Consider the following 24657-nt stretch of genomic DNA (forward strand, 5'->3'; position numbering starts at 1 on the left):
GGCGGCGACCGTCGTGAGGGTGGCGAGCGCCAGGGTGGTTTCCGTTCGGGTCCGCCGCGTGAGGGCGGCTTCCGCGGTGGGGACCGTCGTGAGGGTGGCGACCGTCCGGGTGGTTTCCGTGGCGGTGACCGCGAAGGCGGCTTCCGCGGTGGCGACCGTCGTGAGGGCGGCGACCGTCCGGGTGGCTTCCGTGGCGGTGACCGCGAGGGTGGCTTCCGTGGCGGCGACCGTCGTGAGGGTGGCGAGCGCCAGGGTGGTTTCCGTTCGGGTCCGCCGCGTGAGGGCGGCTTCCGCGGCGGCGACCGTCGTGAGGGTGGCGACCGTCCAGGCGGCTACCGGGGTGGTGACCGCGAGGGTGGCTTCCGTGGCGGCGACCGTCGTGAGGGTGGCGACCGTCCGGGTGGTTTCCGCGGGGGTGACCGTGAGGGTGGTTTCCGTTCGGGGCCGCCGCGTGAGGGTGGTTTCCGCCGTGAGGGCGGCGACCGTCCAGGCGGTTTCCGTGGCGGTGACCGCGAGGGTGGCTTCCGTGGCGGCGACCGTCGTGAGGGTGGCGACCGTCCGGGTGGCTTCCGTGGTGGCGACCGTGAGGGCGGGTTCCGTGGTGGCGACCGTCCGGGTGGTTACCGGGGCGGTGACCGCGAAGGCGGCTTCCGTGGCGGCGACCGTCGTGAGGGCGGCGACCGTCCAGGCGGCTACCGGGGTGGTGACCGCGAGGGCGGCTACCGGGGCGGAGAACGCCAGGGTGACCGTCGTGAGGGCGGCTTCCGGGGCGGAGAGCGTCGCGACGAGCGGCGGGAGCGTCCGGAGGCGGAGGGGGAGCGTACGGCGGCCCCCGCGCTGCCCGACGAGATCGTCGCGACCGACCTCGACAAGGACGTCCGGGCCGAGCTGCTCTCGCTGGCGAAGCCGGTCGCTGAGACGGTCGCCCGGCATCTGGTGGCGACGGGTCAGCTGATCGACGAGGACCCGGCCGAGGCGCTGGCGCACGCGCTGGCGGCCCGTCGGCTGGCGTCCCGGATCGCGGCCGTCCGCGAGGCGGTCGGCCTGGCCGCGTACCACGCGGGGGAGTGGCAGACCGCGATCGCGGAGCTGCGCACGTACCACCGGATGAGCGGGTTGCAGAGCCACCTGGCCGTGCTCGCGGACTGCGAGCGGGCCCTGGGCCGGCCCGAGCGGGCGATCGACCTGTTCCGTGGCGCGGACCGGGAGAAGCTGGACCAGGCCGTGGCGACCGAGCTGCTGATCGTGGCGGCCGGGGCGCGCGGCGACCTGGGCCAGAAGGACGCCGCCGTGGCCATGCTCCAGGTTCCCGAACTGACGAGCGAGACGGCCGAGCCGTGGACGGCCCGGCTGCGGTACGCGTACGCCGACGCGCTGCTCGCGGTCGGTCGTCGTGACGAGGCCCGCGAGTGGTTCTCCCGGGCCGCCGACGTCGACACCGAGAGCGAGACCGACGCCGCCGAGCGGCTGCTGGAGCTCGACGGTGTGGTGATCGAGGGCGACGAGGAGGACGAGGAGTCCGCCGAGGCGATCGCCTCCGGCCCCGGCGCCCCGGGCGCGGTACCGGCCCGGCCGGACGCCGACCTCGCCGGCGACACGGAGCCGACCGAGGACGAAGAAGACGAAGACGACGACGAGAACGACGCCGACGACGACGACGAAGACGAAGACGACGAAGACGACGAAGACGAAGACGACGACTACGAGAACGACGCCGACGAAGACGAAGACGACGACGAAGACGACGAGAACGACGAAGACGACGAGCAGGACGAGGCCGCGGTCGCGGCGGTGCCGTCGGACGACCTGACCGACGACGAGCTCGCCGACGACGAGGCGGGCGCCGATGCCGCCGGTACGCCCGGCGACGGCAGCGGGGCTGCCACCGACGGTGGCGAGCCCACCACCTCCGGCGAGTCGGACACTGCGCAGCGATGACGACGGGTGCCGGGGAGCGGCTGGTCGACGGGTACGCCCTGGTCGTCTTCGACCTGGACGGCGTGATCTACCTGATCGACCGGCCGGTCCCCGGCGCGGTCGAGGCGGTCGGCCGGCTGCACGCCGAGGGCCGCTCGGTGGCGTACGCGACCAACAACGCCTCGCGCCGCTCCAGCGAGGTGGCCGACCTGCTCACCGGGATGGGCGTGCCCGCCCGGCCCGAGGAGGTGCTCACCTCGGCGGCGGCCGCCGCGGAGCTGCTTCGCGACCAGCTTCCCGCCGGCGCCGCGGTGCTGGTCGTCGGCACCGAGGCTCTGCGGGCCGAGCTGCGCGCGGTCGGGCTGACCCCGGTGTCCCGGGCCGACGAGTCGCCGGTCGCGGTGGTGCAGGGGTTCGGCCCGCAGGTCTGCTGGGCGGACCTGGCCGAGGCGTCGGTGGCCGTACGCGGCGGCGCGACCTGGGTCGCCACCAACACCGACCCGGCCCTGCCCAGCGATCGCGGACCACTGCCGGGCAACGGTGCCCTGGTCGCCGTGCTGCGTACCGCGCTGCGCCGGGATCCTGACGTGGTCGTCGGCAAGCCCGAGCCGGCGCTGTTCACCACGGCGGCCCGACGTGCCGGCGAGGGCCGGACGCTGCTGGTCGGCGACCGGCTGGACACCGACATCGAGGGCGCCCGCCGGGCCGGACTGGACAGTCTGCTGGTGCTCACCGGCGTGAGTGACGCGGCCGAGCTGCTCGCCGCCCCGGCGCACCGCAGGCCGACGTACGTCTCGATGGACCTGGCGGGGCTCTTCGACCCGGCGGCAGTGGTGCGGGTCCCGGGCCCGGCGGACGCCGGCGGATGGTCGGTGACCTCGCGGGACGACGCGCTGGAGCTGGCCGGGTCGGGCCGCGCGCTGGACGCCCTGGCGGCGCTCTGCGCGACCGCCTGGTCGACGCGGCCGGCGCGGATCCGTCCCGGCTCGGCCGAGGCGGAGAAGGCACTGGCCGAACTCGGCCTGTCCGCCTGACAGCTGGCCGCCGCCGAACTCGATCCGGCTGACGGCCGCCAACGCCGAATTCATCCCTCTGTCGGCCGCACGACGCCGAACTCCATTGCGCCGCCGGCCACCCGCGTTGCCGGGCCAGGCCATGCGCGGGTTGACTCAGAGCAGCTTGCGCAGCTTCATCAGGTCGAGCGGGTTGGCCTTGATCGACACCCGTCGGGACGTGACCGCGCGGGTGATGTCGAGGTCACCGCGGACCAGTGCGAGCAGGTCGTCGCTGCCGGTGCTCAGCGCGATCTTGGCCTTCGGGTCGTCGCCGTCGGCCAGGTCGACCAGGCGGCCACCGGAGAGCCGGCCGTGGAAGGCGGTCTCCAGGTCGGTGATCCGGCAGGCCAGCGTCCGGTCGAAGTCGACCTTCTCCCGCACCGTCTCCGCGTTGCGGTCCAGCCGGGCCGCCAGATCCCGCAACGCCTGCCGGCATTCGTCCACGCTGGCCACCATCGCCCCCTCACCGCTCGCCACGCCGTCCCCGGCACCGTACCGCACAGGGCGTCGCGGGGCGCCCGGTAGCGTGGCACCTGCACACCCCCGCCCCGCGGAAGGAAACAGGCATGCAGGACGCGTGGCGCGCCTACCTCGAGCTGGCCATGGGCCTGACGGAGGCGCCCCGGAAGAAGGCCCAGGACGCGGTTCGCCGGGTCGTCGGCTCGGGCGGGGCGACCGCCGCCCAGCTGCAGACCCTCGCCGAGGAGTTGGTCTCCACGGGCGCGGCCAACCGGGAGTCGCTGACCAAGCTGGTGCGGTTCGAAGTGGACCGCGCCCTCGGCGCGGTGGGGCTCGCCACCGCCGACGAGGTCGCCGAACTGACCCGACGGGTGCACGAACTCGAGCGCCAGCTCCGGGACACCAAGGCGACCCTCGGCGCCCCGCCGCCGGTGCCCGCCCGCACCGAAGCGTCGGCGCACCCGGTGCCCGCCGCCGGGCCGTCGCCCGCCCCGGGGGCGGCCGAGCCGGCCGTACCGACCTCGGCGGCCCCCGCCCCGGTGGCGAGGCCGGCCGTCGCGAAGAAGGCGCTGGCCAAGAAGGCCGTGGCGAAGAAGGCGGTGGCCAAGCGGACGCCGTCGGCCCTCGCCCCGACCGAGGGCGCCGCGGAGCCGGTCCAGCCGGCGAAGAAGGCACCGGCCCGCAAGCGGCCGCCGGAGGACGAGGCGTGATGCGCCCGGCCCCGGCCGGGAGCGGATCGTGAGCGGCCCCTACCGGCCCGGCCCGCCGCCCGGCGCCCGCCCCGGCCCGCCGGGTGCCGGCCACGGTTCGGCGACCGGCCCGTTCCGCCCCGGTCCGCCGCCCGGCGCCCGGCCGGGCCCGCGCCCCGCCCCGCCGTTGCCGGAGTCCGCCGAGGACCTCGGCGAGGACCGGCATCCCGCCGTGGACGCCGCCGTACGGGCCATGGCCAACGCCGCGACGCTCGCCCCGGCCGACCAGATCGCGCAGTACGAGGCGGCGTACGAGACGCTGCGGGAGACCCTCGCCACCATCGACCAGACCTGACCGACCGGAGAAGAACCACGCATGGCACGTCGTAACCGGCTGGACGCCGAACTCGTCCGCCGCGGGCTGGCCCGCTCCCGGGAGCAGGCCGCCGCGCTGGTGGAGGCCGGCCGGGTCCAGTTGCGCGGCGTACCGGCCCGCAAGCCCGCCGCGATGGTCGACCCCGCCGATCCGCTCCTGGTCACCGGCGAGGACCCCGGCTCGGAGTACGTCTCCCGGGGCGGGCACAAGCTGGCCGGCGCGCTGGCTGCCTTCGCCCCGGGCGGGCTGACCGTGGCCGGCCGGCGGTGCCTGGACGCGGGTGCCTCCACCGGCGGCTTCACCGACGTGCTGCTGCGCGCCGACGCGGCGGAGGTGGTCGCGGTCGACGTCGGCTACGGGCAGCTCGCCTGGCCGCTGCGCAACGATCCCCGGGTGCGGGTCTTCGAGCGCACCAACGTCCGTACGCTGACGCCGGAGGTCATCGACGGCCCGGTCGACCTCACGGTCGCCGACCTGTCGTTCATCTCCCTGCGGCTGGTGCTGCCGGCGCTGGCCGGCTGCACGCGGCCCGACGGTGACCTGGCGCTGATGGTGAAGCCGCAGTTCGAGGTCGGCAAGGAGCGGGTGGGTGCCGGCGGGGTGGTCCGGGACCCGTCGCTGCGCGCGGAGGCCGTGCTCGACGTGGCCGCCGCGGCGGCCCGGCTCGACCTCGGCCTGGCCGACGTGGCCGCGAGTCCGCTGCCCGGGCCGAGCGGCAACGTCGAGTTCTTCGTATGGTTACGCCGGGACGCACCGCCGGCCGACCCGGAGCGGGTGCGCGCGGTGGTGACCGCCGGGCCGGGTGGCCCGGTGCCGTCCGGCGACCAGCCGGACGCGGCGACGGAGGAGGTGGCCGGGTGAGTGGACTGGCGAGCCCCGCGGTCGCGGGCGTGCCGCGCGGATGCCGCGCGGGCGCGACGGGACGGCCGTCCCGGTGAGCCGCACGGCGCTGCTGGTGACGCACACCGGTCGCCGGCGCAGCACCGAGCACGCCCGCGCCGTCGCCGCCGACCTGATCTCGGCCGGCTTCGAGGTGCGGGTCGTCGCCGAGGAGGCCGAAGACCTCGACCTGCCCGGAGTGGTCCCGGTGACCGGCATCGAGGCGGCCGCGGGCGCGGAGATCGTCTTCGCGCTCGGCGGGGACGGCACCTTCCTGCGCGCGGCGGAGCTGGCCCGCCCGGAGAAGGTGCCGCTGATCGGCATCAACCTCGGCAAGGTCGGCTTCCTCGCCGAGGCCGAGATCGACGACCTGGACAGCGCGGTACGCGACGTGGTCGAGCGCAACTACACCGTCGACGAGCGGCTCACCCTCGACGTGACCGCCGAGTTCGACGGCGGGCCGACCATCGAGTCCTGGGCCCTCAACGAGATCAGCGTCGAGAAGGGCGAGCGCGCCCAGATGCTGGAGCTGATGGTCGACGTGGACGGCCGCCCGCTGTCGCGGTACGGCTGCGACGGCGTGGTCTGCGCGACCCCCACCGGCTCGACGGCGTACGCGTTCTCGGGCGGCGGGCCGGTGGTCTGGCCGGAGGTGGAGGCCCTGCTGCTGGTGCCGATCAGCGCGCACGCGCTGTTCAGCCGGCCGCTGGTCACCGCGCCCACCTCCACGTTCGTCATCACCGTCGACCCGTTCACCACCCTCGCCGTGATGTCCTGCGACGGCCGACGCGTCTACGACCTGCCGCCCGGGGCGCGGGTCACCGTGCGGCGCGGCGCGCTGCCGGTGCGCGTCGTGCGGCTGCGGGACCGCCCGTTCACCGACCGGCTGGTGGCGAAGTTCGACCTGCCCGTGCACGGCTGGCGCGGCAACCGCCGCTGACCCGGGGTCCGGCCAGCGCCGATGGGCCGCCCCGGCGGGGTGTCGGCGGGCGGACGCACCGGCGCGCGCACGCCGGCTGGTCAAGTGTCGGGGGCCGCGTCTACTGTCGGTTGCTGTGCTGGAAGAGCTGCGCATCACCGGACTGGGCGTCATCGAGGACACCACGCTGCCGCTGACCGGCGGCATGAACGTCATCACCGGCGAGACCGGGGCGGGCAAGACCATGGTGGTCACCGGCCTCGGCCTGCTCTTCGGCGGGCGGGCCGACGCCGGGCGGGTGCGCGCCCAGCCGGGCCGGGCGGTGGTCGAGGGCCGGCTGCGGCTCGCGGGCCGCGTCGCCGCCACCGTGCACGCGCGGATCACCGACGCGGGCGGCGAGCCCGACGAGGACGGCTCGGTGCTGCTGAGCCGCACCGTCACCGTGGAGGGCCGCTCCCGGGCGCACCTGGGCGGGCGGAGCATGCCGGTGTCGATGCTCGGCGAGGTGGGCGAGCAGGCGGTGGCCGTGCACGGCCAGTCCGACCAGCTGCGGCTGCTGCGGCCGGCCGAGCAGCGGGCCGCGCTGGACCGCTTCGCCGGCCCGGAGCACGAGAAGCTGCTCGACGCGCTGCGCGAGGCGTACGCCCGCTGGCGCGCGGTGGTCGACGACCTGTCCGACCGGCGGCGCAACGCCCGCGAGCGCAACCAGGAGGCGGACCTGCTGCGCCTCGGCCTCGACGAGATCACCCGGGTGGACCCGCAGCCCGGCGAGGACGGCGAGCTGAAGGCGGAGGCGCAGCGGCTGGAGCACGCCGAGGGGCTGCGTACCGCGGCGCAGGTGGCCCACCAGTGCGTGGCCGGCGGCGTGGAGGCGACCGACGAGACGCCGGACGCGGCGGCGCTGCTCGGCACCGCCCGCCGCACCCTGGAGGCGCAGGCCGGCACGGACCCGGCGCTGGGCGAGCTGGCGGGGCGGCTGGAGGAGGCGGCGACCCTCGTCACGGACGTCTCCGCCGAGCTGTCGGCCTACCTCGCCGCGCTGGACGCCGATCCGGCCCGGTTGCAGACCGTCTACGAGCGGCGTGCGGCGCTGCGCGCGCTCACCCGCAAGTACGCCGACGACGTCGACGGGGTGATCGCCTGGGCCGAGCGTGCCCGCACCCGGCTGGCCGACCTGGACACCTCCGACGACCTTCTGGACGAGCTGGACCGGGAGGCCTCCCGGCTGGCCGGCGAGGTGGCCGACCTGGCCGGCCGGGTGTCGGCGTCGAGGCAGGAGGCGGCGACCCGCTTCGCCGAGCAGGTCACCGTCGAGCTGGCCGGGCTGGCCATGCCGCACGCCCGGATCGAGGTGGCGGTGCTGCCCCGCGCGGCCGGCCGCGCCGAGCCGACCCTGCTGGTCAACGGCACCGAGGTCGCCGTCGGCCCGGATGGCGGCGACGAGGTCGAACTGCGTCTGCTGGCCCACCCGGGCGCGCCCTCGCTGCCGTTGCAGCGCGGCGCCTCCGGCGGTGAGCTGTCCCGGGTGATGCTCGCCATCGAGGTGGTCTTCGCCGGCTCCGGCGGGCCACCCACGCTGGTCTTCGACGAGGTCGACGCCGGGGTCGGCGGCCAGGCCGCGGTCGAGATCGGCCGGCGGCTGGCCCGGCTGGCCCGTAGCCACCAGGTGCTGGTCGTCACCCACCTGCCGCAGGTGGCCGCGTTCGCCGACCGGCACCTGGTGGTGGCGAAGGACACGGGCGGGGCGGTCACCACCAGTGGGGTCCGGGTGGTGGAGGACACCGAGCGCGCCCGGGAACTGGCCCGGATGCTCGCGGGTTTGCCCGACTCCGACCTGGGTATCGCGCACGCCGAGGAGCTTCTCGCCGTGGCGGCCCGGGAAAGGCGCCCGTGAAGTCGGCGATTGTGAGCACAGGCACACCGGCCTGCGCGGTAGTGTGCTTCCCTGGGTAGGCGGCCCTGCTCAGGCATGTCGCGACAGATTTGCCTGCCTCACATGCCAGGATGGTCACGATGCGTCTACCCACGTTGCGCCGGACCCGGAACGCGGAACCGGGCAGGATTCTCGGCACCGCACGCCTCGACCGCCGGACAAAACGCCTGGTCGGCCGGCTCCGCCCCGGTGACATCGCGGTCATCGACCACGTCGATCTCGACCGGGTCGCCGCCGACTCGCTCGTCGCCGTCGGTGTCGGCGCCGTGCTCAACGCGAAGCCGTCGGTCTCCGGCCGCTACCCCAACCTGGGGCCCGAGGTGCTGGTCGCCGCCGGCATCCCGCTCCTGGACGACCTGGGGGAGGGGGTTTTCGAGCGGATCCACGAGGGCGACACCGTCCGGATCGAGGGCAACACCGTCTTCCTCGGCGACGAGCCGGTGGCGCACGGCAGCCTCCAGGACGCCGAGTCGGTGGCCAAGTCGATGGCCGACGCCCGGGAGGGGCTCTCGGTCCAGTTGGAGGCGTTCGCCGCCAACACGATGGACTACCTCCGCCAGGAGCGCGACCTGCTCCTCGACGGGGTCGGCGTGCCGGAGATCCAGACCGAGATGCAGGGGCGGCACTGCCTGATCGTGGTGCGCGGCTACGACTACAAGGCCGACCTGGACGTGCTGCGCCCCTACATCCGCGAGTTCAAGCCGGTCCTGATCGGTGTCGACGGCGGCGCGGACGCGCTGGTGGAGGCCGGCTACACGCCGGACATGATCATCGGCGACATGGACTCGGTCACCGACGACGTGCTGCGCTGCGGCGCCGAGGTGATCGTGCACGCCTACCCGGACGGCCGGGCGCCCGGCCTGGCCCGGGTCAACGGCCTCGGCGTGCCGGCGGTGACCTTCCCGGCGGCGGCGACCAGCGAGGACCTGGCCATGCTGCTGGCCGACGAGAAGGGCGCCTCGCTGCTGGTCGCCGTCGGCACCCACGCCACCCTCGTCGAGTTCCTCGACAAGGGGCGCGGCGGGATGGCCTCCACGTTCCTGACCCGGCTCAAGGTCGGCGGCAAGCTGGTCGACGCCAAGGGCGTGAGCCGGCTCTACCGGCAGAACATCTCCGGGTCGTCGCTGCTGCTGCTGGTGCTCTCCGCCATCGCGGCGATGGCGTCGGCGGTGGCGGTCTCCACCGTCGGCAAGGCGTACTTGGGCGTGGTCTCCGAGTGGTGGAACAATTTCGTGTTCCAGCTTGAACAGCTTTTCTAGCGTCCCACCGATCAAGAGGCTGCAGGTGTGATCAACTTCCGGTACCACGTCGTGTCCCTGACCGCGGTCTTCCTCGCGTTGGCGATCGGTCTGGTGGTCGGCACCGCCGCCCTCAACGGCCCGGTGGCCGACTCGCTCAAGGAGAACGTCAACGCGCTGCGCAAGGACAACCAGCAGATGCGCCAGGCGGTCCAGAGCATGGAGAAGGAACTCGAGCTCGAGGAGGACTTCGCGGCCCAGACAGCGGAGTTGTTGTTGCCCGGCAAGCTGACCGGCAAGCGGGTGCTGGTCGTCGGCCTGCCCACCGGGCGCGACCACACCGAAGGCGTGCTCAAGATGCTCCAGCTCGCCGGCGCCCAGGTGACCGGCCGCATCGACCTGCAGGACAAGTTCATCAACCCGGACAACAACAACAACCTGCTGGAGCTGGCGGTCACCGCCGCGCGCCCCACCGGCGCGCCGACCGCCGACCTGCCGAGCAACAGCAACGGTGTCGAGACGTCCAGCGCGCTGCTGGCCAGCGTCCTGATCGACCGGGCGGCCGGCGCCACCCCCGTCACCGAGGCCGACCGGCGGGCGGTGCTCGCCGCCTACGTCAACGCCAACTACCTGACCACCGAGAAGCCGGTCACCGCGCCGGCGGAGGCCGTCGTCCTGGTCAGCGGGCAGCCGTACGTGGACAAGGACTCGGCGAAGAAGGACGAGGCGGTGCTCAAGGTCGCCGAGCAGTTCGACCAGGCCGGGACGCTCGTCGTGGGCGGCAACGGCTCGGCCGGGGGCAACCTGGTGGCCGCCGTGCGGAGCGACCCGGTGCTGGTGCAGACCATCTCCACCGTCGACAACGCCAACACCGTCCAGGGCCAACTGGTCACCGCCCTCGCGCTGGTGCAGCAGGTCACCGAAAAGAAGGCCGGTCAGTACGGCGTCGCCGACAACGCCACCCTGCTGCCTAGACTGCCCCAGTGAGCGAACGACGTACCCCGCTGTCCGGATCCCGCTTCGCCGACGTACGGCGGGAGGGACGCGCGTGAGCCTGCTCGGTCGACTGCTGATCGCCGGCGCGGGCGCCGCCGCCGCCCGGTACGCGCTGCGCGAGGTGCGCACCTCGCCGGCCGGGCCCGCGCTGGAGCGCACCAACTTCCGCGGCCGCACGGTGAGCCTGGCCGCCGGCCCCGCCCTCGCCGCAGGTGCCGCCGCAACGGGCGCGTTCGGCGCCTCCAGCGGCCCGTCGGGAGCCGCGGCCCTGGTCGCCGGGGTGGGCGCCGGGGCGGTCGGGCTCTACGACGACGTGGTCGGCACCCGGCCGGAGCAGAAGGCGGCCAAGGGGTTCGCCGGGCACCTGGCCGCGCTGCGCGAGGGCCGGGTCACCGCTGGGCTGGTCAAGGTCGTGGGGGTGGGGGCCGCGGGCCTCGGCGCCGCCGCGCTGCTCGCCGCCGACCCCCGGGTCGCCGGGCATCGGCGTCGCCAGCGGCAGGGCGCGCTGGGGCGGGGCGTCGACGTGCTGCTCGGCGCCGGTGTCATCGCCGGCACCGCGAACCTGCTCAACCTGCTGGACCTGCGTCCCGGCCGGGCGCTGAAGTCCGGCCTCCTGCTCGGCGCCCCGCTGGCCGGTGGCCCGCACGGCGGGATCGCCGCCGGTGCCGTCGGGGCCGCCGCCGGGCTGCTCCCCGCCGACCTCGGCGAGGACGTGATGCTCGGCGACAGCGGCGCGAACGCGCTCGGCGCGCTGCTCGGCGTGGCGCTGGCCGCGCGTACCGGGCCCGTCGGGCGGGCCGGGCTGCTCGCCGTGCTCGCCGGCCTCACCGCGGCCAGCGAGAAGGTCAGCTTCACCCAGGTCATCCAGCGCACCCCCGGGCTGCGCGAGCTCGACGCACTGGGCCGGCGCGCCGACTGACGTGACGACCCCGGCACCCCTCGCCGGCGCCGGCCGTGTCGCCGGAGCGGCCGCGCTCATCGCCGTACTCACCGTCCTCAGCCGGCTCGCCGGCTTCGGCCGTACCGCCGTCTTCACCTGGACGTTGGCCCCGACCGACCTCGGCGGCACCTACGTGGTGGCGAACGCGGTGCCGAACTTCATCTTCGAGATCGTGGCCGGCGGGGCGCTGGCGAGCCTGGTCGTGCCGCTGCTCGCCGGTCCCGTCGCGACGGGAGACCGGGCGGCGGTGGCCCGGACCACCGGCGCGCTGCTCACCTGGACGGTGAGCCTGCTGGTGCCACTGGCCGTGCTGGTGGTGCTGCTCGCCGGGCCGGTGGTCGCGCTGCTCGGCGAAGGGCTGACCGCCGCCCAGCAGGCCAGCGGCGAGCGGATGCTGCGGGTCTTCGCCCCGCAGTTGCCGCTGTACGGGGTGGGCATCGTGCTGACCGGGGTGCTTCAGGCGCACCGGCGGTTCGCCTGGCCGGTGCTCGCTCCGCTGCTGTCCAGCCTCACCGTCATCGTGGTCTACCTGGGCTTCACCGCCGTCGAGGGGCCGCTGGCCACCGTCGCCGACGTGAGCCCCGGCGGCGAACTGCTGCTCTCCGCCGGCACCACGCTGGGCGTCGTCGTGCTCTCCCTGTCGCTGCTGGTTCCCGTCCGCCGGCTGAGGCTGCGGGTCCGACCCGGCTTCGGCTTCCCGGCCGACGCCCGGGCCCGGGTGGGCGGGCTGGTGGCGGCCGGCGCGGTGGCCGTCACCGCCCAGCAGGTCGCCCTGATGGTGAGCCTCAACCAGGTCACCTACGGCGCGGCGGCGAACCCGGGCGTCTACCAGTTGGCCCAGACGCTGTACCTGCTGCCCTGGGCCGTGCTGGCGGTGCCGCTGGCGGTCGCCGCGTACCCGGCGCTGGCGGCGGCCCGCGCGGCGGGCGACGAGGATGGCTACCGCGCCACCCTGGCGCCGGCCGTACGCGGCGTGCTGCTGTTCAGTTGCCTGGGGGCCGCCGCGCTGGTGGGCACGGCTGTCCCCGTCGGCCACCTCTTCTTCGCGCCGGCCCCGGCGGGCACGGCCGCCGCGGCGATCGCCGGGTTCGCGCCGGGCCTGCTCGGCTACGGGCTCTACGCGCTGCTGAGCCGGGCCCTCTACGCCCGGGGGGAGACCCGGGCGGCGACCGTCGCCATCGCTGCCGGCTTCCTGACGGTTCCGGCCACCGCCCTGCTGCTGGCCGCGGTGCTGCCGCTGCGGGACCGGGTGCTCGCGGTCGCCCTGGCCAACTCGGCCGGGATGGTGCTGCTCGGCGGGCTGCTGCTCGTCGCGGTGTGGCGCTCGGCCGGGCGCCCCGCGCTCGCCGGAGCGGGCCGGGCCGGCGCCGCCGGACTGCTCGCCGGCGCCCTGGCCGCGCTCGCCGGAACGGCCCTCGCCCGCTGGCTCGACGCGGCCGCCGGCGGCACCCCGACGACACCGGGCGCACTCGTGCAGGGCATGCTGTCCGGAGCCCTGGTCGGCGTCGTGTTCCTCGCCGTCGTCTGGCTGGTCGACCGGCGGGACGTGACGCCGCTGCTCGCCGGGGTGCTCCGGCGGCTGGGCAGGGCGGGCCGGCGTGGGCCGGCGGCCCCCGCCGATGGGACGGGCGAGGGCGACATCCCCCCGGAACGGGGTGGCGGGAAGGAGACGGTGTCCCGGTGAGCGGGTGCAGGACGGGTGACCGGCCGACGACTACCGACGAACGGGGGTGGTCGCGGTGACGCAGCCGGCACCGTTTCCCGGCTGGCGCGGCACGGTGGCCCTGCTGCTCGCCTCCAGCACCGGCGGCGTCGGGCAGCACGTCCGCTCGCTGGCCGAGGGGCTGACCGCCGCGGGCGCCTCCGTGCTGGTCTGCGGCCCCGCCGCCACGCAGGAGCAGTTCGACTTCACGGGCGTCGGCGCCCGGTTCCTGCCGGTGGAGATCCCGGCCAGCCCGACCCCGGCCGACGCCCGCGCGGTCACCGCGCTGCGCCGGGCCCTCGCCGCCGAACCGGTCGACGTGCTGCACGCCCACGGCCTACGCGCCGGGCTCGTCGCCGTGCTCGCCCGGCCCGCCGCCCCGCTCGTGGTCACCTGGCACAACGCGGTGCTCGCCGGCGGCCTGCGCGGCGGCGTGTCGCGCCTCGTCGAGCGGGTCGTCGCCCGGGGCGCCCGGGTGGCGCTCGGCGCCTCCACCGACCTGGTCGAGCGGGCCACAGCGCTGGGCGCGGCGGACGCCCGGCTCGCCCCGGTCGCCGCGCCGGCACTGCCCGCGCCGCGCCGCCGCCGGGCCGCCGTCCGCGCCGAGTTCGGCGTCGGCCAGGACCGGCCGCTGATCCTCTCCGTGGGCCGGCTGCACCCGCAGAAGCGGTACGACGTGCTGGTCGAGGCCGCCGCCCGGTGGCGTACCCGGACACCGGCGCCGGTCGTGGTGATCGCCGGCAGCGGCCCCGCCTACCTGCCGCTGGCCGCCCGGATCTCCGCCGCCCGGGCCCCGGTGACCCTGCTCGGGCACCGCACCGACGTGGCCGACCTGCTGGCCGGGGCCGACCTGGCGCTGGTGACCAGCGACTGGGAGGCCCGTCAGCTCTTCGCGCAGGAGGCGATGCGGGCCGGCGTACCACTGGTGGCGACGGCGGTCGGCGGCCTGCCGGAGCTGGTCGGCGACGCCGCGGTGCTGGTGCCGCCGGCGGACGTGGACGCCGTCGACGCGGCCGTGCGCGCCCTGCTCGACGACGACGCCGGGCGGGCCGAGCTGGCGCGGCGCGGCGCCGCCCGGGCCGCCTCCTGGCCCACCGAGGCGGACACCCTGGCCCAGCTGGCGGCGCTCTACGCCGAGCTGGCCCCGCACGGCGCCGGACCGGCCGCTCCTCCCGGCGCCGACGCCCCGTCGACGGGACGCCGGTGATGCGGCGCAGAATCGCCCCGATCCTGCTGACCCTGGTCGTGGTGGTGCTGGGCATCACCGCGCTGACCGCCCGCCCCGAACGGGCGGCGTCGCCCGGGCGTACCGCCGACTTCGTGGTGCTGGTCGGGGTCGCCGGGCTGCGCTGGGAGGACGTCGACCCGCAGACCACGCCGACGTTGTGGCGGATGGCCCAGAAGGGCTCGATCGGCTCCCTGTCGGTACGTTCCGCGCACCGCCCGACCTGCCCGGTGGACGGTTGGCTGACCCTCGGCGCCGGCAGCTACGCCGCCTGGAACGGCAGCCGTCAGGCCGGGGGCTGTCCACCGGCCCAGGTGACGGTCGAGCAGCCCGACGGCATCGGCGCGAACCTGCCCGACCAGGGGAGCGTCGTCCTGCACAACCAGGAGCGGCTGCCCTGGGGCACGGTGCCCGGCGCGCTGGCGGAGTCGGTGCGCTGCTCGGTGGCGGTCGGGCCCGGCGCGGCCGTGGCCGCCGCCCGACCGTTCGGCCGCGTCGACCGGTACGCGCCGGCGCTCCCGGCGGACCCGGCGGGCCTGCTCGGCTCCTGCGTGCTGAGCATCGTCGACCTCGGCACGGTCACCGGCGAGGACCCGGCGGCCCGGGCCGCGGTCGCGAGCGAGGCGGACGCCCGCCTGGCCCGGGTGCTGGCCGCCCGGCCGCCCCGCTCGCTGGTGCTCGTCGCCGGGGTGTCCGACACCGACGCCCCGTCCCGGCTGCACGTCGCCGTCGCCGACGGGCCGGGCTGGGAAGGCGGGTGGCTCACCTCGGCCAGCACCGGCCGCGAGGGCTACCTGCAACTGGTCGACCTCGCGCCGACCGCGCTCACCGCGCTGGGCCGGCCGATGCCGGAACGGCTCTTCCTCGGCCGACCGGCCGAGTCGGTCGGCGGGCGGCCGACGGACCTCGCCGCCGCGATCGCCGCGCCGGCGGACGCCGACCGGGAGGCGGCCGCCCAGCGCCGGGTGGCCGACTGGTTCTTCACCCTGCTGGCCGGCGCCCAGGTGCTGCTGGCCGTGGCGGTGCTGCCGCTGCTGCGCCGGGCCCGCCGGCACGCCGGCCCGTACGGCCCGGAGCCGGTCTCGCGGCGGGTGGTGGCGGTCGTGGAGCTGCTGCTGGTCGCGGCGGCCCTCGCCGTCCCGGCCGCGCTGCTGGCCGACGCCGTGCCCTGGTGGCGCGGGGACCACGCGGGCGTCTACTTCGCCGGGGTGACCGTGCTGCTGCTGGTCGCCGCGACCGCCGTGGTGCGGCTCGCGCCCGGGCACGCGAGCACGCTCGGTCCGCTCGGTGCGGTGGCCGGCCTGACCACGCTGGCTGTGGGGCTGGACGTGCTCACCGGCGCCCGCCTCCAGCTCAACGGGGTGGTCGGCTACTCCGCCCTGGAGGGCGGCCGGTACGCCGGGCTCGGCACCGTCGGGCTCGGGGTGTTCCTGGCCGGGTCCCTGCTGAGCGCGGGGTGGCTGGCCCAGCGGGTCCGTCGGTCCTGGCGGCCGCCCGTGATGGTGGCCGTCGGCGGCGCCGCCGTGCTGGTCGTCGGCAGCCCGTACCTGGGGGCCGACCCGATCGGCGCGATCGCGCTGACCGCCGGGTTGAGCGTCGCCGCGGCGATCAGCGCCGGCGGCTGGCTGACGATCAGCAGGCTCGCCTGGGCCACCATGGCCGGGCTCGCGCTGACGATCGGCTTCGCGGTGCTCGACCTGCGTCGGCCCGCCGCCGAGCGGGGCAGCCTCGGCCGGTTCCTGGCCGCCGTCGGTGACGGCACCGGCGGGCTCACCGTGCACCGCTCCAGCACGGCCAACTTCGAGACCCTGGTCAACAGCCCGCTGACGGTGCTGGCCCTGGCCGGCGCCCTGCTGGTCTGGTTCGCCCTGCTCCAGCCGTGGGGTGGGCTGATGCGGCTGTTCGGCATCTACCCGGCGATGCGGGCGGCGATGGCCGGCACCGCCGTCGCCGCCGTGATCGGCGGGGTGCTGGGCGGCGACGCCCTGGACGTGGCCGGCGCGGCCGCCGCCCTGGTGGTGCCGATGGCGGCGCTGGCCGCGCTGCGGGTGCTCGACCACTCCACGGACCGCACGCTGCCCGACGCGGGCCGCCCGCGCGACGAGGGGCCCGGCGGTACGGGCGACGGCTCGGGCGGGGACACCGGCGGGGGACCGGACGGCGCCGGCCCGGACCGGCCGGCACCGACCGGCGCGGGGCCGGGCGCCGCCCGTACCCCGGATCCAGGTGCGGAACCGGCCACGGCGGCGGCGCCCCCGGCTCCGCGCGCCCCGGACCCGGCGACCGGGGCGGCCGGGCCGACGGCCGGAACCGGCGCGGGGGAGCGCGCGCCGGCTGGCCTGACATCGACCGAGGTCACCGCCAGCTGAGGCGTCTGCGGGACGTCCCGCAGCCCGCTCCGGGTGCGCCCGGCGGGTGGACCGGGAGAGGTGTTACCGTGGAATCCCGTGGATCGCGTGATCACTTGGCTGATCGGCACGGCGGTCTGCACGACCGCGACGGACGACACGGGAGCAGGCCTTGGCCCCTTCAGCACGGACGACCAGGCACATTTTCGTCACCGGGGGAGTCGCCTCCTCGCTGGGTAAGGGCCTCACCGCCTCCAGCCTCGGCAACCTGCTCACCGCGCGCGGCCTGCGCGTGGTCATGCAGAAGCTCGACCCCTACCTCAACGTCGACCCGGGGACGATGAACCCGTTCCAGCACGGCGAGGTCTTCGTCACCGAGGACGGCGCCGAGACCGACCTCGACGTCGGGCACTACGAGCGGTTCCTGGACCGGGCGCTCTCCGGCAAGGCGAACGTCACCACCGGCCAGATCTACTCGGAGGTGATCGCCAAGGAGCGGCGCGGCGAGTACCTGGGCGACACCGTCCAGGTCATCCCGCACATCACCAACGAGATCAAGTCGCGGATCCTGGCGATGGCCGCCCCGGACGACGACGGCCAGGTGCCGGACGTGGTGATCACCGAGGTCGGCGGCACCGTCGGCGACATCGAGTCGCTGCCGTTCCTGGAGTCGATCCGCCAGGTCCGCCACGACCTGGGCCGGGACAACTGCTTCTACCTGCACGTCTCGCTGGTGCCGTACCTGGCGCCGTCGGGCGAGCTGAAGACGAAGCCGACCCAGCACTCGGTGGCCCAGCTACGCAGCATCGGCATCCAGCCCGACGCGCTGGTGCTGCGCTGCGACCGGGAGATCCCCGACAAGGTCAAGCAGAAGCTGTCGCTCTACTGCGACGTCGACCGCGAGGCCGTCACCGCCGCCCCGGACGCGCCGAGCATCTACGACATCCCGAAGGTGCTGCACCGCGAGGGACTCGACGCGTACGTGGTGCGCCGCCTCGGCCTCTCCTTCCGGGACGTCGACTGGGCCAGCTGGGACGACCTGCTGGACCGGGTGCACCAGCCCCGGCACACCGTCACCGTCGGCGTGGTCGGCAAGTACGTCGACCTGCCCGACGCGTACCTGTCGGTCAGCGAGGCGATCCGGGCCGCCGGCTTCGGCCACCGGTCCCGGGTGCAGCTGCGCTGGGTGCCCAGCGACGAGTGCGTCACCCCGTCCGGCGCGGCGGCCGCTCTGGCCGGCGTCGACGGCATCGTCATCCCCGGCGGCTTCGGGGTGCGCGGCATCGAGGGCAAGATCGGCACCGCCCGGTACGCCCGGGAGAACGGCATCCCGCTGCTCGGCCTCTGCCTCGGCCTGCAGTGCATGACCATCGACGTGGCCCGGCACCTGGCCGGCCTGGAGGGCGCCAACTCGCTGGAGTTCGACGAGGAGGCCGCGCACCCGGTCATCGCCACCATGGCCGACCAGGAGGACATCGTGGCCGGCAGGGGCGACCTGGGCGGCACCATGCGGCTGGGCGCGTACCCGGCGGCGCTCGCCGAGGGCTCGCTGGTCGCCGAGGCGTACGGCAGCACCGAGGTCAGCGAGCGGCACCGGCACCGGTACGAGGTGAACAACGCCTACCGTGACGCGCTGACCAAGGCGGGCCTGCACATCTCCGGCACCTCGCCCGACGGGCGGCTGGTCGAGTTCATCGAGCTGGACCGGGACCTGCACCCGTTCTTCGTGGCCACCCAGGCGCACCCGGAGCTGAAGAGCCGGCCGACCCGGCCGCACCCGCTGTTCGCCTCCTTCGTGAAGGCGGCGGTGGCCTACTCGGAGGCCGACCAGCTCCCGGTCGACCTGGACGCTGCCGAGAGCGCGGCGGCGCAGAACGCCGCCCGCAACGGTGGCGCCGCCGCGAAGGCGACGTCGGCCTCGTGAGCGAGCGTAGCGAGCGAACCATCGGGCACTGCAGCGCGGCGCCTCGCGCCGCTGGCACGCGAAGCGGGGCGGCGGCGTGAGCGAGCGGGGCACCGGGCACGACAGCGGCGTGAGCGCCGTCGAGCACCGCTACGAGGTGCGCTCCCGCACCGAGCGCTACCGGGGCCGGATCTTCGACGTGGTCAGCGAGGAGGTGACCATGCCGGGCGGCGGGACGGGGGTCCGCGACTTCGTCCGGCACGTCGGCGCGGTCGCCGTGGTGGCGCTCGACTCCGCCAATCAGGTGGTGCTGATCCGCCAGTACCGGCACCCGGTGGGGCGGCACCTGTGGGAGCTGCCGGCCGGGCTGACGGACGTCTCCGGCGAGGACCTGGCCGCCGCCGCGGTCCGGGAGCTGGCCGAGGAGGTCGACCTGACCGCCGGGCGGATCGACGTCCTGGTGGACCTGCACAGCTCGCCGGGCTTCACCAACGAGCTGGTCCGGGTCTTCCTGGCCCGGGACCTGGCCGACGTGCCGGCGGAGCAGCGGCACGAGCGTCGCGAGGAGGAGGCCGACCTCCAGGTCGTCCGCATCGACCTGGACGAGGCGGTCGGCATGGTCCTCGCGGGCGAGATCACCAACGCCTCCTGCGTGACCGGGCTGCTCGCCGCCGCCCGGGCCCGCGACACCGGCTGGTCGGCGCTGCGCCGGGCCGATGCGCCCCTGCCGGGCTGAGTCGGGAAGAACGTGAAGGGGCCGTGCGGTACGTCCGCACGGCCCCTTTCGTCGTTCGGGTCGGTCAGTCGCGCAGCGGCCGGCCCTGCCCGTCGACGCCACCGTTGATCAGGATCAGGACACCGTCGACGAGGCCCCAGATGCCGCCGATGCCGCACGTCACGAGGGACACGATGAGCTGGATGACGCCGGTCTTGGTGTCGCCCATGTAGAAGCGGCCGACGCCGAAGGTGCCGAGCACGATCTGCAGGACGCCGGCGACGACCTTGCTCTTGTCGGAGACACCCGACGGGTACCCGGGCTGGTTGGGGAAGCCGGGCTGGTAAGGAGGTGTGGTCATGAGGCGACACCCTAGTGATCCACTGGTCTCCTGTCCGCAGCGGCACCCGAAGAGTGGGACGATAATGGAGGAACACTGTCCTGACGGCTGAGGCGCGGGTCCCACCGCCGGCCCGGTTCACGCCTGACACATCGTCAGCGGGTGCGGGCACCGGATGTCACTGTGCTGCCTCATCGGGGGCGGCGACGCGCCTAGACTGCCGCCGGCGGGACCGGTGGACCACGGCGGCAAAGGGGCCGTCGTGGCACCGCGCAGTCGGGGGAGCGCAGCCCCGAAGAGAGGTGTCTGCATCGTGAAGGTCGGAATCCCACGCGAGGTCAAGAACCACGAGTACCGCGTGGCGATCACGCCGGCGGGCGTCAACGAGCTCGTCCGCAGCGGTCACCAGGTCTTCGTCGAGTCCGGCGCCGGCGTCGGGTCCAGCATCGGCGACGACGAGTTCGCCGCCGCCGGTGCCAAGATCCTGGCCACCGCCGACGAGGTGTGGGAGACCGCCGAGCTGGTGCTCAAGGTCAAGGAGCCGATCGCCGAGGAGTACCACCGGATGCGCGAGGGGCAGGTGCTCTTCACCTACCTGCACCTGGCCGCCTCGAAGGCCTGCACCGACGCGCTGGTCGACCGCAAGGTCACCGGCATCGCGTACGAGACCGTCGAGCTGCCCGACCGGTCGCTGCCGCTGCTCGCCCCGATGTCCGAGGTGGCCGGTCGCCTGGCCCCGCAGGTGGGCGCCTACCACCTCCAGCGGCAGGGCGGCGGGCGCGGCATCCTGATGGGCGGCGTCTCCGGCGTGTACGCCGCGAAGACGGTGGTCATCGGCGCCGGCGTGTCCGGCATGAACGCCGCCGCGATCGCGCTCGGCCTGCAGGCCGAGGTGCTGCTGCTGGACAAGAACGTCGCCCGGCTGCGCCAGGCCGACGCCATCTACCGGGGCCACCTGCAGACGGTCGCCTCCAACGCGTACGAGATCGAGCGGGCCGTGCTGGACGCGGACCTGGTCATCGGCGCGGTGCTGGTGCCCGGCGCGAAGGCCCCGACCCTGATCTCCAACGAGCTGGTCTCCCGGATGAAGCCGGGCAGCGTGCTGGTCGACATCTCCATCGACCAGGGCGGTTGCTTCGAGGACTCGCGTCCCACCACCCACGCCGAGCCGACCTACCAGGTGCACGACTCGATCTTCTACTGCGTGGCGAACATGCCGGGCGCGGTGCCGCACACCAGCACCTACGCGCTGACCAACGTCACCCTGCCGTACGCGCTGGAACTGGCCAACCACGGCTGGCGCGAGGCGCTGCGTCGCGACCCGGCGCTGGCGCTGGGCCTGAACACCCACGACGGGCAGGTCACCTACGGCCCGGTCGCCGAGGCGCACGGCATGGCGCCCCTCGCGCTGGCCGACGCGCTGGCCTGAGAGGTGGCGGGCTGACCGGCACACCGGACGGGGCCGGCGCGGGCGTGGAGCCCGCGCCGGCCCTGCGTCGTGCCGTCCGCGGCTACCTCGACCACCTCACCGTCGAACGGGGACTGTCGGCGAACACGCTCACGTCGTACCGGCGGGACCTGGAGCGCTACCTGGCCACCCTGGCGGCGGCCGGCGTGCCGGACCTGGCCGCCGTCGGCCCGGGGCAGGTCGAGGCGCACCTGGCCCGGCTGCGCGCCGGCGACGAGGAGCATCCGCCGCTCGCGGTCGCCTCCGCCGCGCGGGCGGCCAGCGCGGTACGCGGCCTGCACCGGTTCGCGTTGCGCGAGGGGCTGGCCGGCGCCGACCCGAGCCGGGACGTCCGCCCGCCCACGCCGCCGCGCCGGCTGCCCCGCGCGCTGCCGGCCGACGCCGTGGTGCGGCTGCTGGAGACCGCCGGGTCGCTGACCGCCGCCGGCGACCAGGCGCCGCTCGCGCTGCGCGACCGGGCGCTGCTGGAGTTCCTGTACGGCACCGGGGCGCGGATCTCCGAGGCCGTCGGCGCCGCCGTGGACGACCTGGACGTGGACGAGGGCACCGTGCTGTTGCGCGGCAAGGGCGGCCGCACCCGGCTCGTCCCGGTCGGGGGGTACGCCGTCGAGGCGGTGCGGGCCTGGCTGGTGCGGGCCCGCCCCGGGCTCGCCGCCGCCGGCCGGGGCACCCCGGCGGTCTTCCTCAACGCCCGCGGCGGCGCGTTGACCCGGCAGGGCGCGTGGACCATCCTGCGTCGCGCCGCCCAGCGGGCCGGGCTGCCGGTGGACGGCCCGGAGGCGGTCTCCCCGCACACCCTGCGCCACTCCTACGCCACCCACCTGCTCGACGGCGGCGCGGACGTACGGGTGGTGCAGGAGCTGCTCGGCCACGCCTCGGTGACCACCACCCAGGTCTACACCCTGGTCACGGTCGAGCGGCTGCGCGAGGTGTACGCCACCGCCCATCCCCGGGCGCGGGGTTGACCCCGCCCAGCCCCGGCCCCGGGCCCCGGCCCGGCCCCCGGCCCCGCCTCCGGCCGCCGCTCGGCCCCGGCCCAGGCGCGAGACCGACCGCCGGGCTGCTCGCCAGCGATGATGGCCGCCGGCCGGCAGGGGCAGCGCGACGGTGTCCGGGTCGGCGCGCGCAGGACGCCGCCGGTGGCTGGCCTGGTCGGCGGGGCGGCGACACGCCGAGCGGGTGCGACCGGGCCGCCGGGCGGTGGCGTACAGTCGGCATCGGCGCGGACCTCCTGGGGCGATGGTGAAGCAGACCGGGGTGCGCAGCGGCGCCGCGAAGGACGTCGGACGGCTCCGACGCCGGGTGGTCGTCGGGAGGGGGCAACGAGCACATGGCTGGCAACGGTGACCGTGCCGAGACCTGGACGTCGGAGCTCCGCGAGCAGCAGGCCACGCTCGGGGCGGATCTCGGTCCGGCGGATCCGGCCGCATACACGATGCGTAAGCCGATCCCCGAGCCGATGCCGACCGACCGGCACGGCCCGGCCCGGATCATCGCGATGGCCAACCAGAAGGGTGGCGTGGGCAAGACCACCACGACCATCAACCTGGGCGCCGCACTGGCCGAGTACGGCCGCAAGGTGCTGCTTGTCGACTTCGACCCGCAGGGCGCCCTCTCGGTCGGGCTGGGGGTCAACCCGCACAACCTCGACCTGTCGGTCTACAACCTGCTCATGCAGGACGACGTCACCGCCGAGGACGTCCTGATCAAGACCGACGTGGCGGGGCTGCACCTGCTGCCCGCCAACATCGACCTTTCCGCGGCCGAGATCCAGCTGGTCAACGAGGTAGCCCGGGAGATGGCCCTGGCCCGCGTGCTCCGGTCGGTCCGCAAGGAGTACGACTACATCCTGATCGACTGCCAGCCCTCGCTGGGCCTGCTGGCGATCAACGCGCTGACCGTGGCGCACGGCGTGCTCATCCCGCTGGAGTGCGAGTTCTTCAGCCTGCGCGGGGTGGCCCTGCTGCTGGACACCATCGACAAGGTGCGCGAGCGGCTCAACTTCGACCTGGAGCTCGAGGGCATCCTCGCCACCATGTACGACAGCCGCACCACCCACTGCCGGCAGGTGCTCCAGCGGGTGGTGGAGGCCTTCGGCGACAAGGTCTACCAGACGGTGATCACCAAGACCGTCAAGTTCCCCGAGTCCACCGTCGCCGGTGCCCCGATCACCACGCTCGACCCGGCCTCGTCCGGCGCCCGCAACTACCGCCAACTGGCCCGCGAGGTGATCGCCGCCCAGGCCGAGCGGTAGGCCGGCGTGCACCTTCGCACCGAGCCGGCCGGGGCGTGGACTACGGTCTTCCGGTGACCGCGCCACCCCTCGACCCTCCGACGACGCCGGAGCAGCCGCCCGTACGGGCCGCCGAGGCCGTCGCCGAGGTGCCGACGGACCCGGTCGGCGTGCCCGAGGCGGCGGTGGAGAGCGGCGGGTTCACCGTCCGGCTGGCGAACTTCACCGGCCCGTTCGACCTGCTGCTCCAGTTGATCGGCAAGCACAAGCTCGACGTGACCGAGGTGGCGCTGCACCGGGTCACCGACGAGTTCATCGCGTACATCCGCGCGATGGGCGACGAGTGGGACCTGGACGAGGCCAGCGAGTTCCTGCTCATCGCCGCGACGCTGCTCGACCTGAAGGCGGCCCGGCTGCTGCCCGCCGCCGAGGTCGAGGACGAGGAGGACCTCGCGCTGCTGGAGGCGCGGGACCTGCTCTTCGCCCGGCTGTTGCAGTACAAGGCGTACAAGGAGGCGGCGGCGCACATCGCCGCGCTGGAGGAGGTCGGCGGCCGGCGCTACCCCCGCGCGGTCACCCTCGAGGCCCGGTACGCCGACGCGCTGCCCGACCTGGTGCTCGGCATCGGCCCGGAGCGGCTGCTGAAGCTGGCGGTCAGGGCGATGACGCCGAAGCCGGTTCCCGAGGTCTCCATCGCCCACGTGCACATGGTCCGGGTCAGCGTCCGGGAGCACGCGGGCATCCTCACCGAGCGGCTGCGCCGGGCCGGCACGGCCACCTTTTCGCTGCTCTGCGCCGACTGCGAGGCCACCCTGGAGGTGGTGGCCCGGTTCCTGGCCCTGCTGGAGCTCTACCGGGAGGGCCTGGTCGCCTTCGTCCAGGAGCAGGCCCTGGAGGAGTTGACCGTACGCTGGACCGGTCCCGCCGACGGCGGCCCCGACCTGCACGTCGACGAGTACGCCGGCACCCCGCCCGAGCCGGCCCCGACGTCGCCCGAGCGGCGGCCGGTGTCGGACGGCATGGCGGACGAGAGCGGCTCAGGCACGGTCGCAGGTGCGCTGGCGGCCGACACCACATCGGCGGCGGACACCGGGCCGGCCGTGGCCGGCAACGGATCGGCGCCGGGTGCGTCGGCGGGCGCCGAATCGGCCGTGGTTGACGCCGGATCGGCCGTGGCCGACGAATCAAAGCCGGGTGCGTCGGCGGACACCGGATTGGTGGTCGACGCAGGATCGGCAGAGGCCGACAGCGGGTCGGCGTCGGGTGCGGCGTCGGTGGAGAGCGGGACGTCGCCGGGTGCGGCGGCGAACGAGAGCGGGGCG

At 75.2% G+C, this 24657-nt stretch carries 21 protein-coding genes and 1 pseudogene; 19 read left to right on the forward strand and 3 right to left on the reverse strand.

What is annotated here, in order from left to right; translation table 11 throughout:
- On the reverse strand, positions 1-933 hold a 933-nt coding region (locus ACPXCB_RS19505; protein WP_425877169.1), incomplete at its 3' end, for a hypothetical protein.
- On the opposite strand from ACPXCB_RS19505, the gene ACPXCB_RS19510 reads away from it, so the two are divergent.
- Together ACPXCB_RS19510 and ACPXCB_RS19515 are read left to right on the forward strand one after the other, a co-directional pair.
- Positions 889-1938, forward strand: coding sequence for a tetratricopeptide repeat protein (locus ACPXCB_RS19510; protein WP_425877162.1), 1050 nt, complete (start codon positions 889-891; stop codon positions 1936-1938). The two genes, ACPXCB_RS19505 and ACPXCB_RS19510, sit on opposite strands and share 45 nt — an antisense overlap.
- Positions 1935-2951, forward strand: a complete 1017-nt coding sequence (locus tag ACPXCB_RS19515; protein WP_425877066.1) for an HAD-IIA family hydrolase — start codon at positions 1935-1937, stop codon at positions 2949-2951. The genes ACPXCB_RS19510 and ACPXCB_RS19515 overlap by 4 nt, the downstream gene beginning before the upstream one ends.
- Before the next feature lie 135 nt (positions 2952-3086).
- On the opposite strand, the gene ACPXCB_RS19520 is transcribed toward ACPXCB_RS19515, so the two are convergent.
- On the reverse strand, positions 3087-3425 hold the full coding sequence (locus ACPXCB_RS19520; RefSeq protein ID WP_425877163.1) for an SCP2 sterol-binding domain-containing protein: 339 nt from the start codon (positions 3423-3425) through the stop codon (positions 3087-3089).
- A gap of 113 nt (positions 3426-3538) precedes the next feature.
- Between ACPXCB_RS19520 and ACPXCB_RS19525 the strand changes: the two genes are divergently transcribed.
- From ACPXCB_RS19525 to ACPXCB_RS19585, 13 genes are all read left to right on the forward strand, one after another.
- Positions 3539-4141 (forward strand): hypothetical protein, encoded by a 603-nt coding sequence (locus ACPXCB_RS19525; RefSeq protein WP_425877067.1) that lies wholly within the window; start codon positions 3539-3541, stop codon positions 4139-4141.
- 28 nt (positions 4142-4169) lie between these two features.
- Positions 4170-4475: a hypothetical protein gene (locus tag ACPXCB_RS19530; RefSeq protein WP_425877068.1), complete on the forward strand. Its 306-nt coding sequence runs from the start codon at positions 4170-4172 to the stop codon at positions 4473-4475.
- A 21-nt stretch (positions 4476-4496) separates the two neighbouring features.
- Positions 4497-5357 (forward strand): TlyA family RNA methyltransferase, encoded by an 861-nt coding sequence (locus tag ACPXCB_RS19535; protein ID WP_151455230.1) that lies wholly within the window; start codon positions 4497-4499, stop codon positions 5355-5357.
- A 40-nt stretch (positions 5358-5397) separates the two neighbouring features.
- The gene (locus ACPXCB_RS19540) at positions 5398-6315 is read left to right on the forward strand and encodes an NAD kinase (protein ID WP_425877069.1); all 918 of its coding nucleotides are present in this window, start codon (positions 5398-5400) and stop codon (positions 6313-6315) included.
- A 115-nt stretch (positions 6316-6430) separates the two neighbouring features.
- The gene (gene recN / locus ACPXCB_RS19545; RefSeq protein WP_425877070.1) at positions 6431-8188 is read left to right on the forward strand and encodes a DNA repair protein RecN; all 1758 of its coding nucleotides are present in this window, start codon (positions 6431-6433) and stop codon (positions 8186-8188) included.
- A 119-nt stretch (positions 8189-8307) separates the two neighbouring features.
- Positions 8308-9486 (forward strand): putative cytokinetic ring protein SteA, encoded by a 1179-nt coding sequence (steA, locus tag ACPXCB_RS19550; protein WP_425877071.1) that lies wholly within the window; start codon positions 8308-8310, stop codon positions 9484-9486.
- Positions 9487-9513: 27 nt separating this feature from the next.
- The gene (locus ACPXCB_RS19555) at positions 9514-10452 is read left to right on the forward strand and encodes a copper transporter (RefSeq protein ID WP_425877072.1); all 939 of its coding nucleotides are present in this window, start codon (positions 9514-9516) and stop codon (positions 10450-10452) included.
- Between the two features lie 61 nt (positions 10453-10513).
- Positions 10514-11380: a hypothetical protein gene (locus ACPXCB_RS19560; protein WP_357580373.1), complete on the forward strand. Its 867-nt coding sequence runs from the start codon at positions 10514-10516 to the stop codon at positions 11378-11380.
- A 1-nt stretch (position 11381) separates the two neighbouring features.
- Positions 11382-13085: a lipid II flippase MurJ gene (locus ACPXCB_RS19565; protein WP_425877073.1), complete on the forward strand. Its 1704-nt coding sequence runs from the start codon at positions 11382-11384 to the stop codon at positions 13083-13085.
- A 55-nt stretch (positions 13086-13140) separates the two neighbouring features.
- On the forward strand, positions 13141-14310 hold the full coding sequence (locus tag ACPXCB_RS19570) for a glycosyltransferase family 4 protein (protein WP_425877074.1): 1170 nt from the start codon (positions 13141-13143) through the stop codon (positions 14308-14310).
- Positions 14310-16697 carry a hypothetical protein gene (locus ACPXCB_RS19575; protein WP_425877075.1) on the forward strand — a complete coding sequence of 796 codons (2388 nt, stop codon included), beginning with the start codon at positions 14310-14312 and terminating at the stop codon, positions 16695-16697. Before ACPXCB_RS19570 ends, ACPXCB_RS19575 begins: the two co-directional genes overlap by 1 nt.
- Before the next feature lie 151 nt (positions 16698-16848).
- Positions 16849-18600: a CTP synthase gene (locus ACPXCB_RS19580; protein ID WP_425877076.1), complete on the forward strand. Its 1752-nt coding sequence runs from the start codon at positions 16849-16851 to the stop codon at positions 18598-18600.
- Between the two features lie 109 nt (positions 18601-18709).
- Positions 18710-19315, forward strand: a complete 606-nt coding sequence (locus ACPXCB_RS19585) for an NUDIX domain-containing protein (RefSeq protein WP_425877164.1) — start codon at positions 18710-18712, stop codon at positions 19313-19315.
- 64 nt (positions 19316-19379) lie between these two features.
- Here ACPXCB_RS19585 and ACPXCB_RS19590 read toward each other — a convergent pair whose 3' ends face one another.
- Positions 19380-19721 (reverse strand): TM2 domain-containing protein, encoded by a 342-nt coding sequence (locus tag ACPXCB_RS19590; protein WP_311413956.1) that lies wholly within the window; start codon positions 19719-19721, stop codon positions 19380-19382.
- Positions 19722-19947: 226 nt separating this feature from the next.
- Here ACPXCB_RS19590 and ald point away from each other — a divergent pair, with 226 nt between their 5' ends.
- The 4 genes and pseudogenes from ald to ACPXCB_RS19610 all read left to right on the forward strand — a co-directional run.
- A complete protein-coding gene (gene ald / locus ACPXCB_RS19595; RefSeq protein ID WP_425877077.1) occupies positions 19948-21063 on the forward strand; it encodes an alanine dehydrogenase in 1116 nt (371 codons plus the stop codon).
- A gap of 11 nt (positions 21064-21074) precedes the next feature.
- On the forward strand, positions 21075-22067 hold the full coding sequence (locus ACPXCB_RS19600; RefSeq protein WP_425877165.1) for a site-specific tyrosine recombinase XerD: 993 nt from the start codon (positions 21075-21077) through the stop codon (positions 22065-22067).
- A gap of 365 nt (positions 22068-22432) precedes the next feature.
- Positions 22433-23356: a ParA family protein gene (locus ACPXCB_RS19605; protein ID WP_121397670.1), complete on the forward strand. Its 924-nt coding sequence runs from the start codon at positions 22433-22435 to the stop codon at positions 23354-23356.
- A 35-nt stretch (positions 23357-23391) separates the two neighbouring features.
- A pseudogene (locus ACPXCB_RS19610) lies at positions 23392-24429 on the forward strand (segregation and condensation protein A); the annotation flags it as partial.
- Positions 24430-24657: the final 228 nt, after the last annotated feature.

It is taken from the genome of Micromonospora sp. DT62 (assembly GCF_049847285.1).
GTDB lineage: Bacteria > Actinomycetota > Actinomycetes > Mycobacteriales > Micromonosporaceae > Micromonospora > Micromonospora reichwaldensis.

Excerpts from the sequence above, each read along its gene's own strand:
- ACPXCB_RS19605 (WP_121397670.1), top strand. The coding sequence starts at position 22,433 with ATGGCTGGCAACGGTGACCGTGCCGAGACCTGGACGTCGGAGCTCCGC.
- ACPXCB_RS19515 (WP_425877066.1), top strand. The coding sequence starts at position 1,935 with ATGACGACGGGTGCCGGGGAGCGGCTGGTCGACGGGTACGCCCTGGTC.
- ACPXCB_RS19525 (WP_425877067.1), top strand. The coding sequence starts at position 3,539 with ATGCAGGACGCGTGGCGCGCCTACCTCGAGCTGGCCATGGGCCTGACG.
- ACPXCB_RS19535 (WP_151455230.1), top strand. The coding sequence starts at position 4,497 with ATGGCACGTCGTAACCGGCTGGACGCCGAACTCGTCCGCCGCGGGCTG.
- ACPXCB_RS19575 (WP_425877075.1), top strand. The coding sequence starts at position 14,310 with ATGCGGCGCAGAATCGCCCCGATCCTGCTGACCCTGGTCGTGGTGGTG.
- steA (WP_425877071.1), top strand. The coding sequence starts at position 8,308 with ATGCGTCTACCCACGTTGCGCCGGACCCGGAACGCGGAACCGGGCAGG.
- ACPXCB_RS19540 (WP_425877069.1), top strand. The coding sequence starts at position 5,398 with ATGCCGCGCGGGCGCGACGGGACGGCCGTCCCGGTGAGCCGCACGGCG.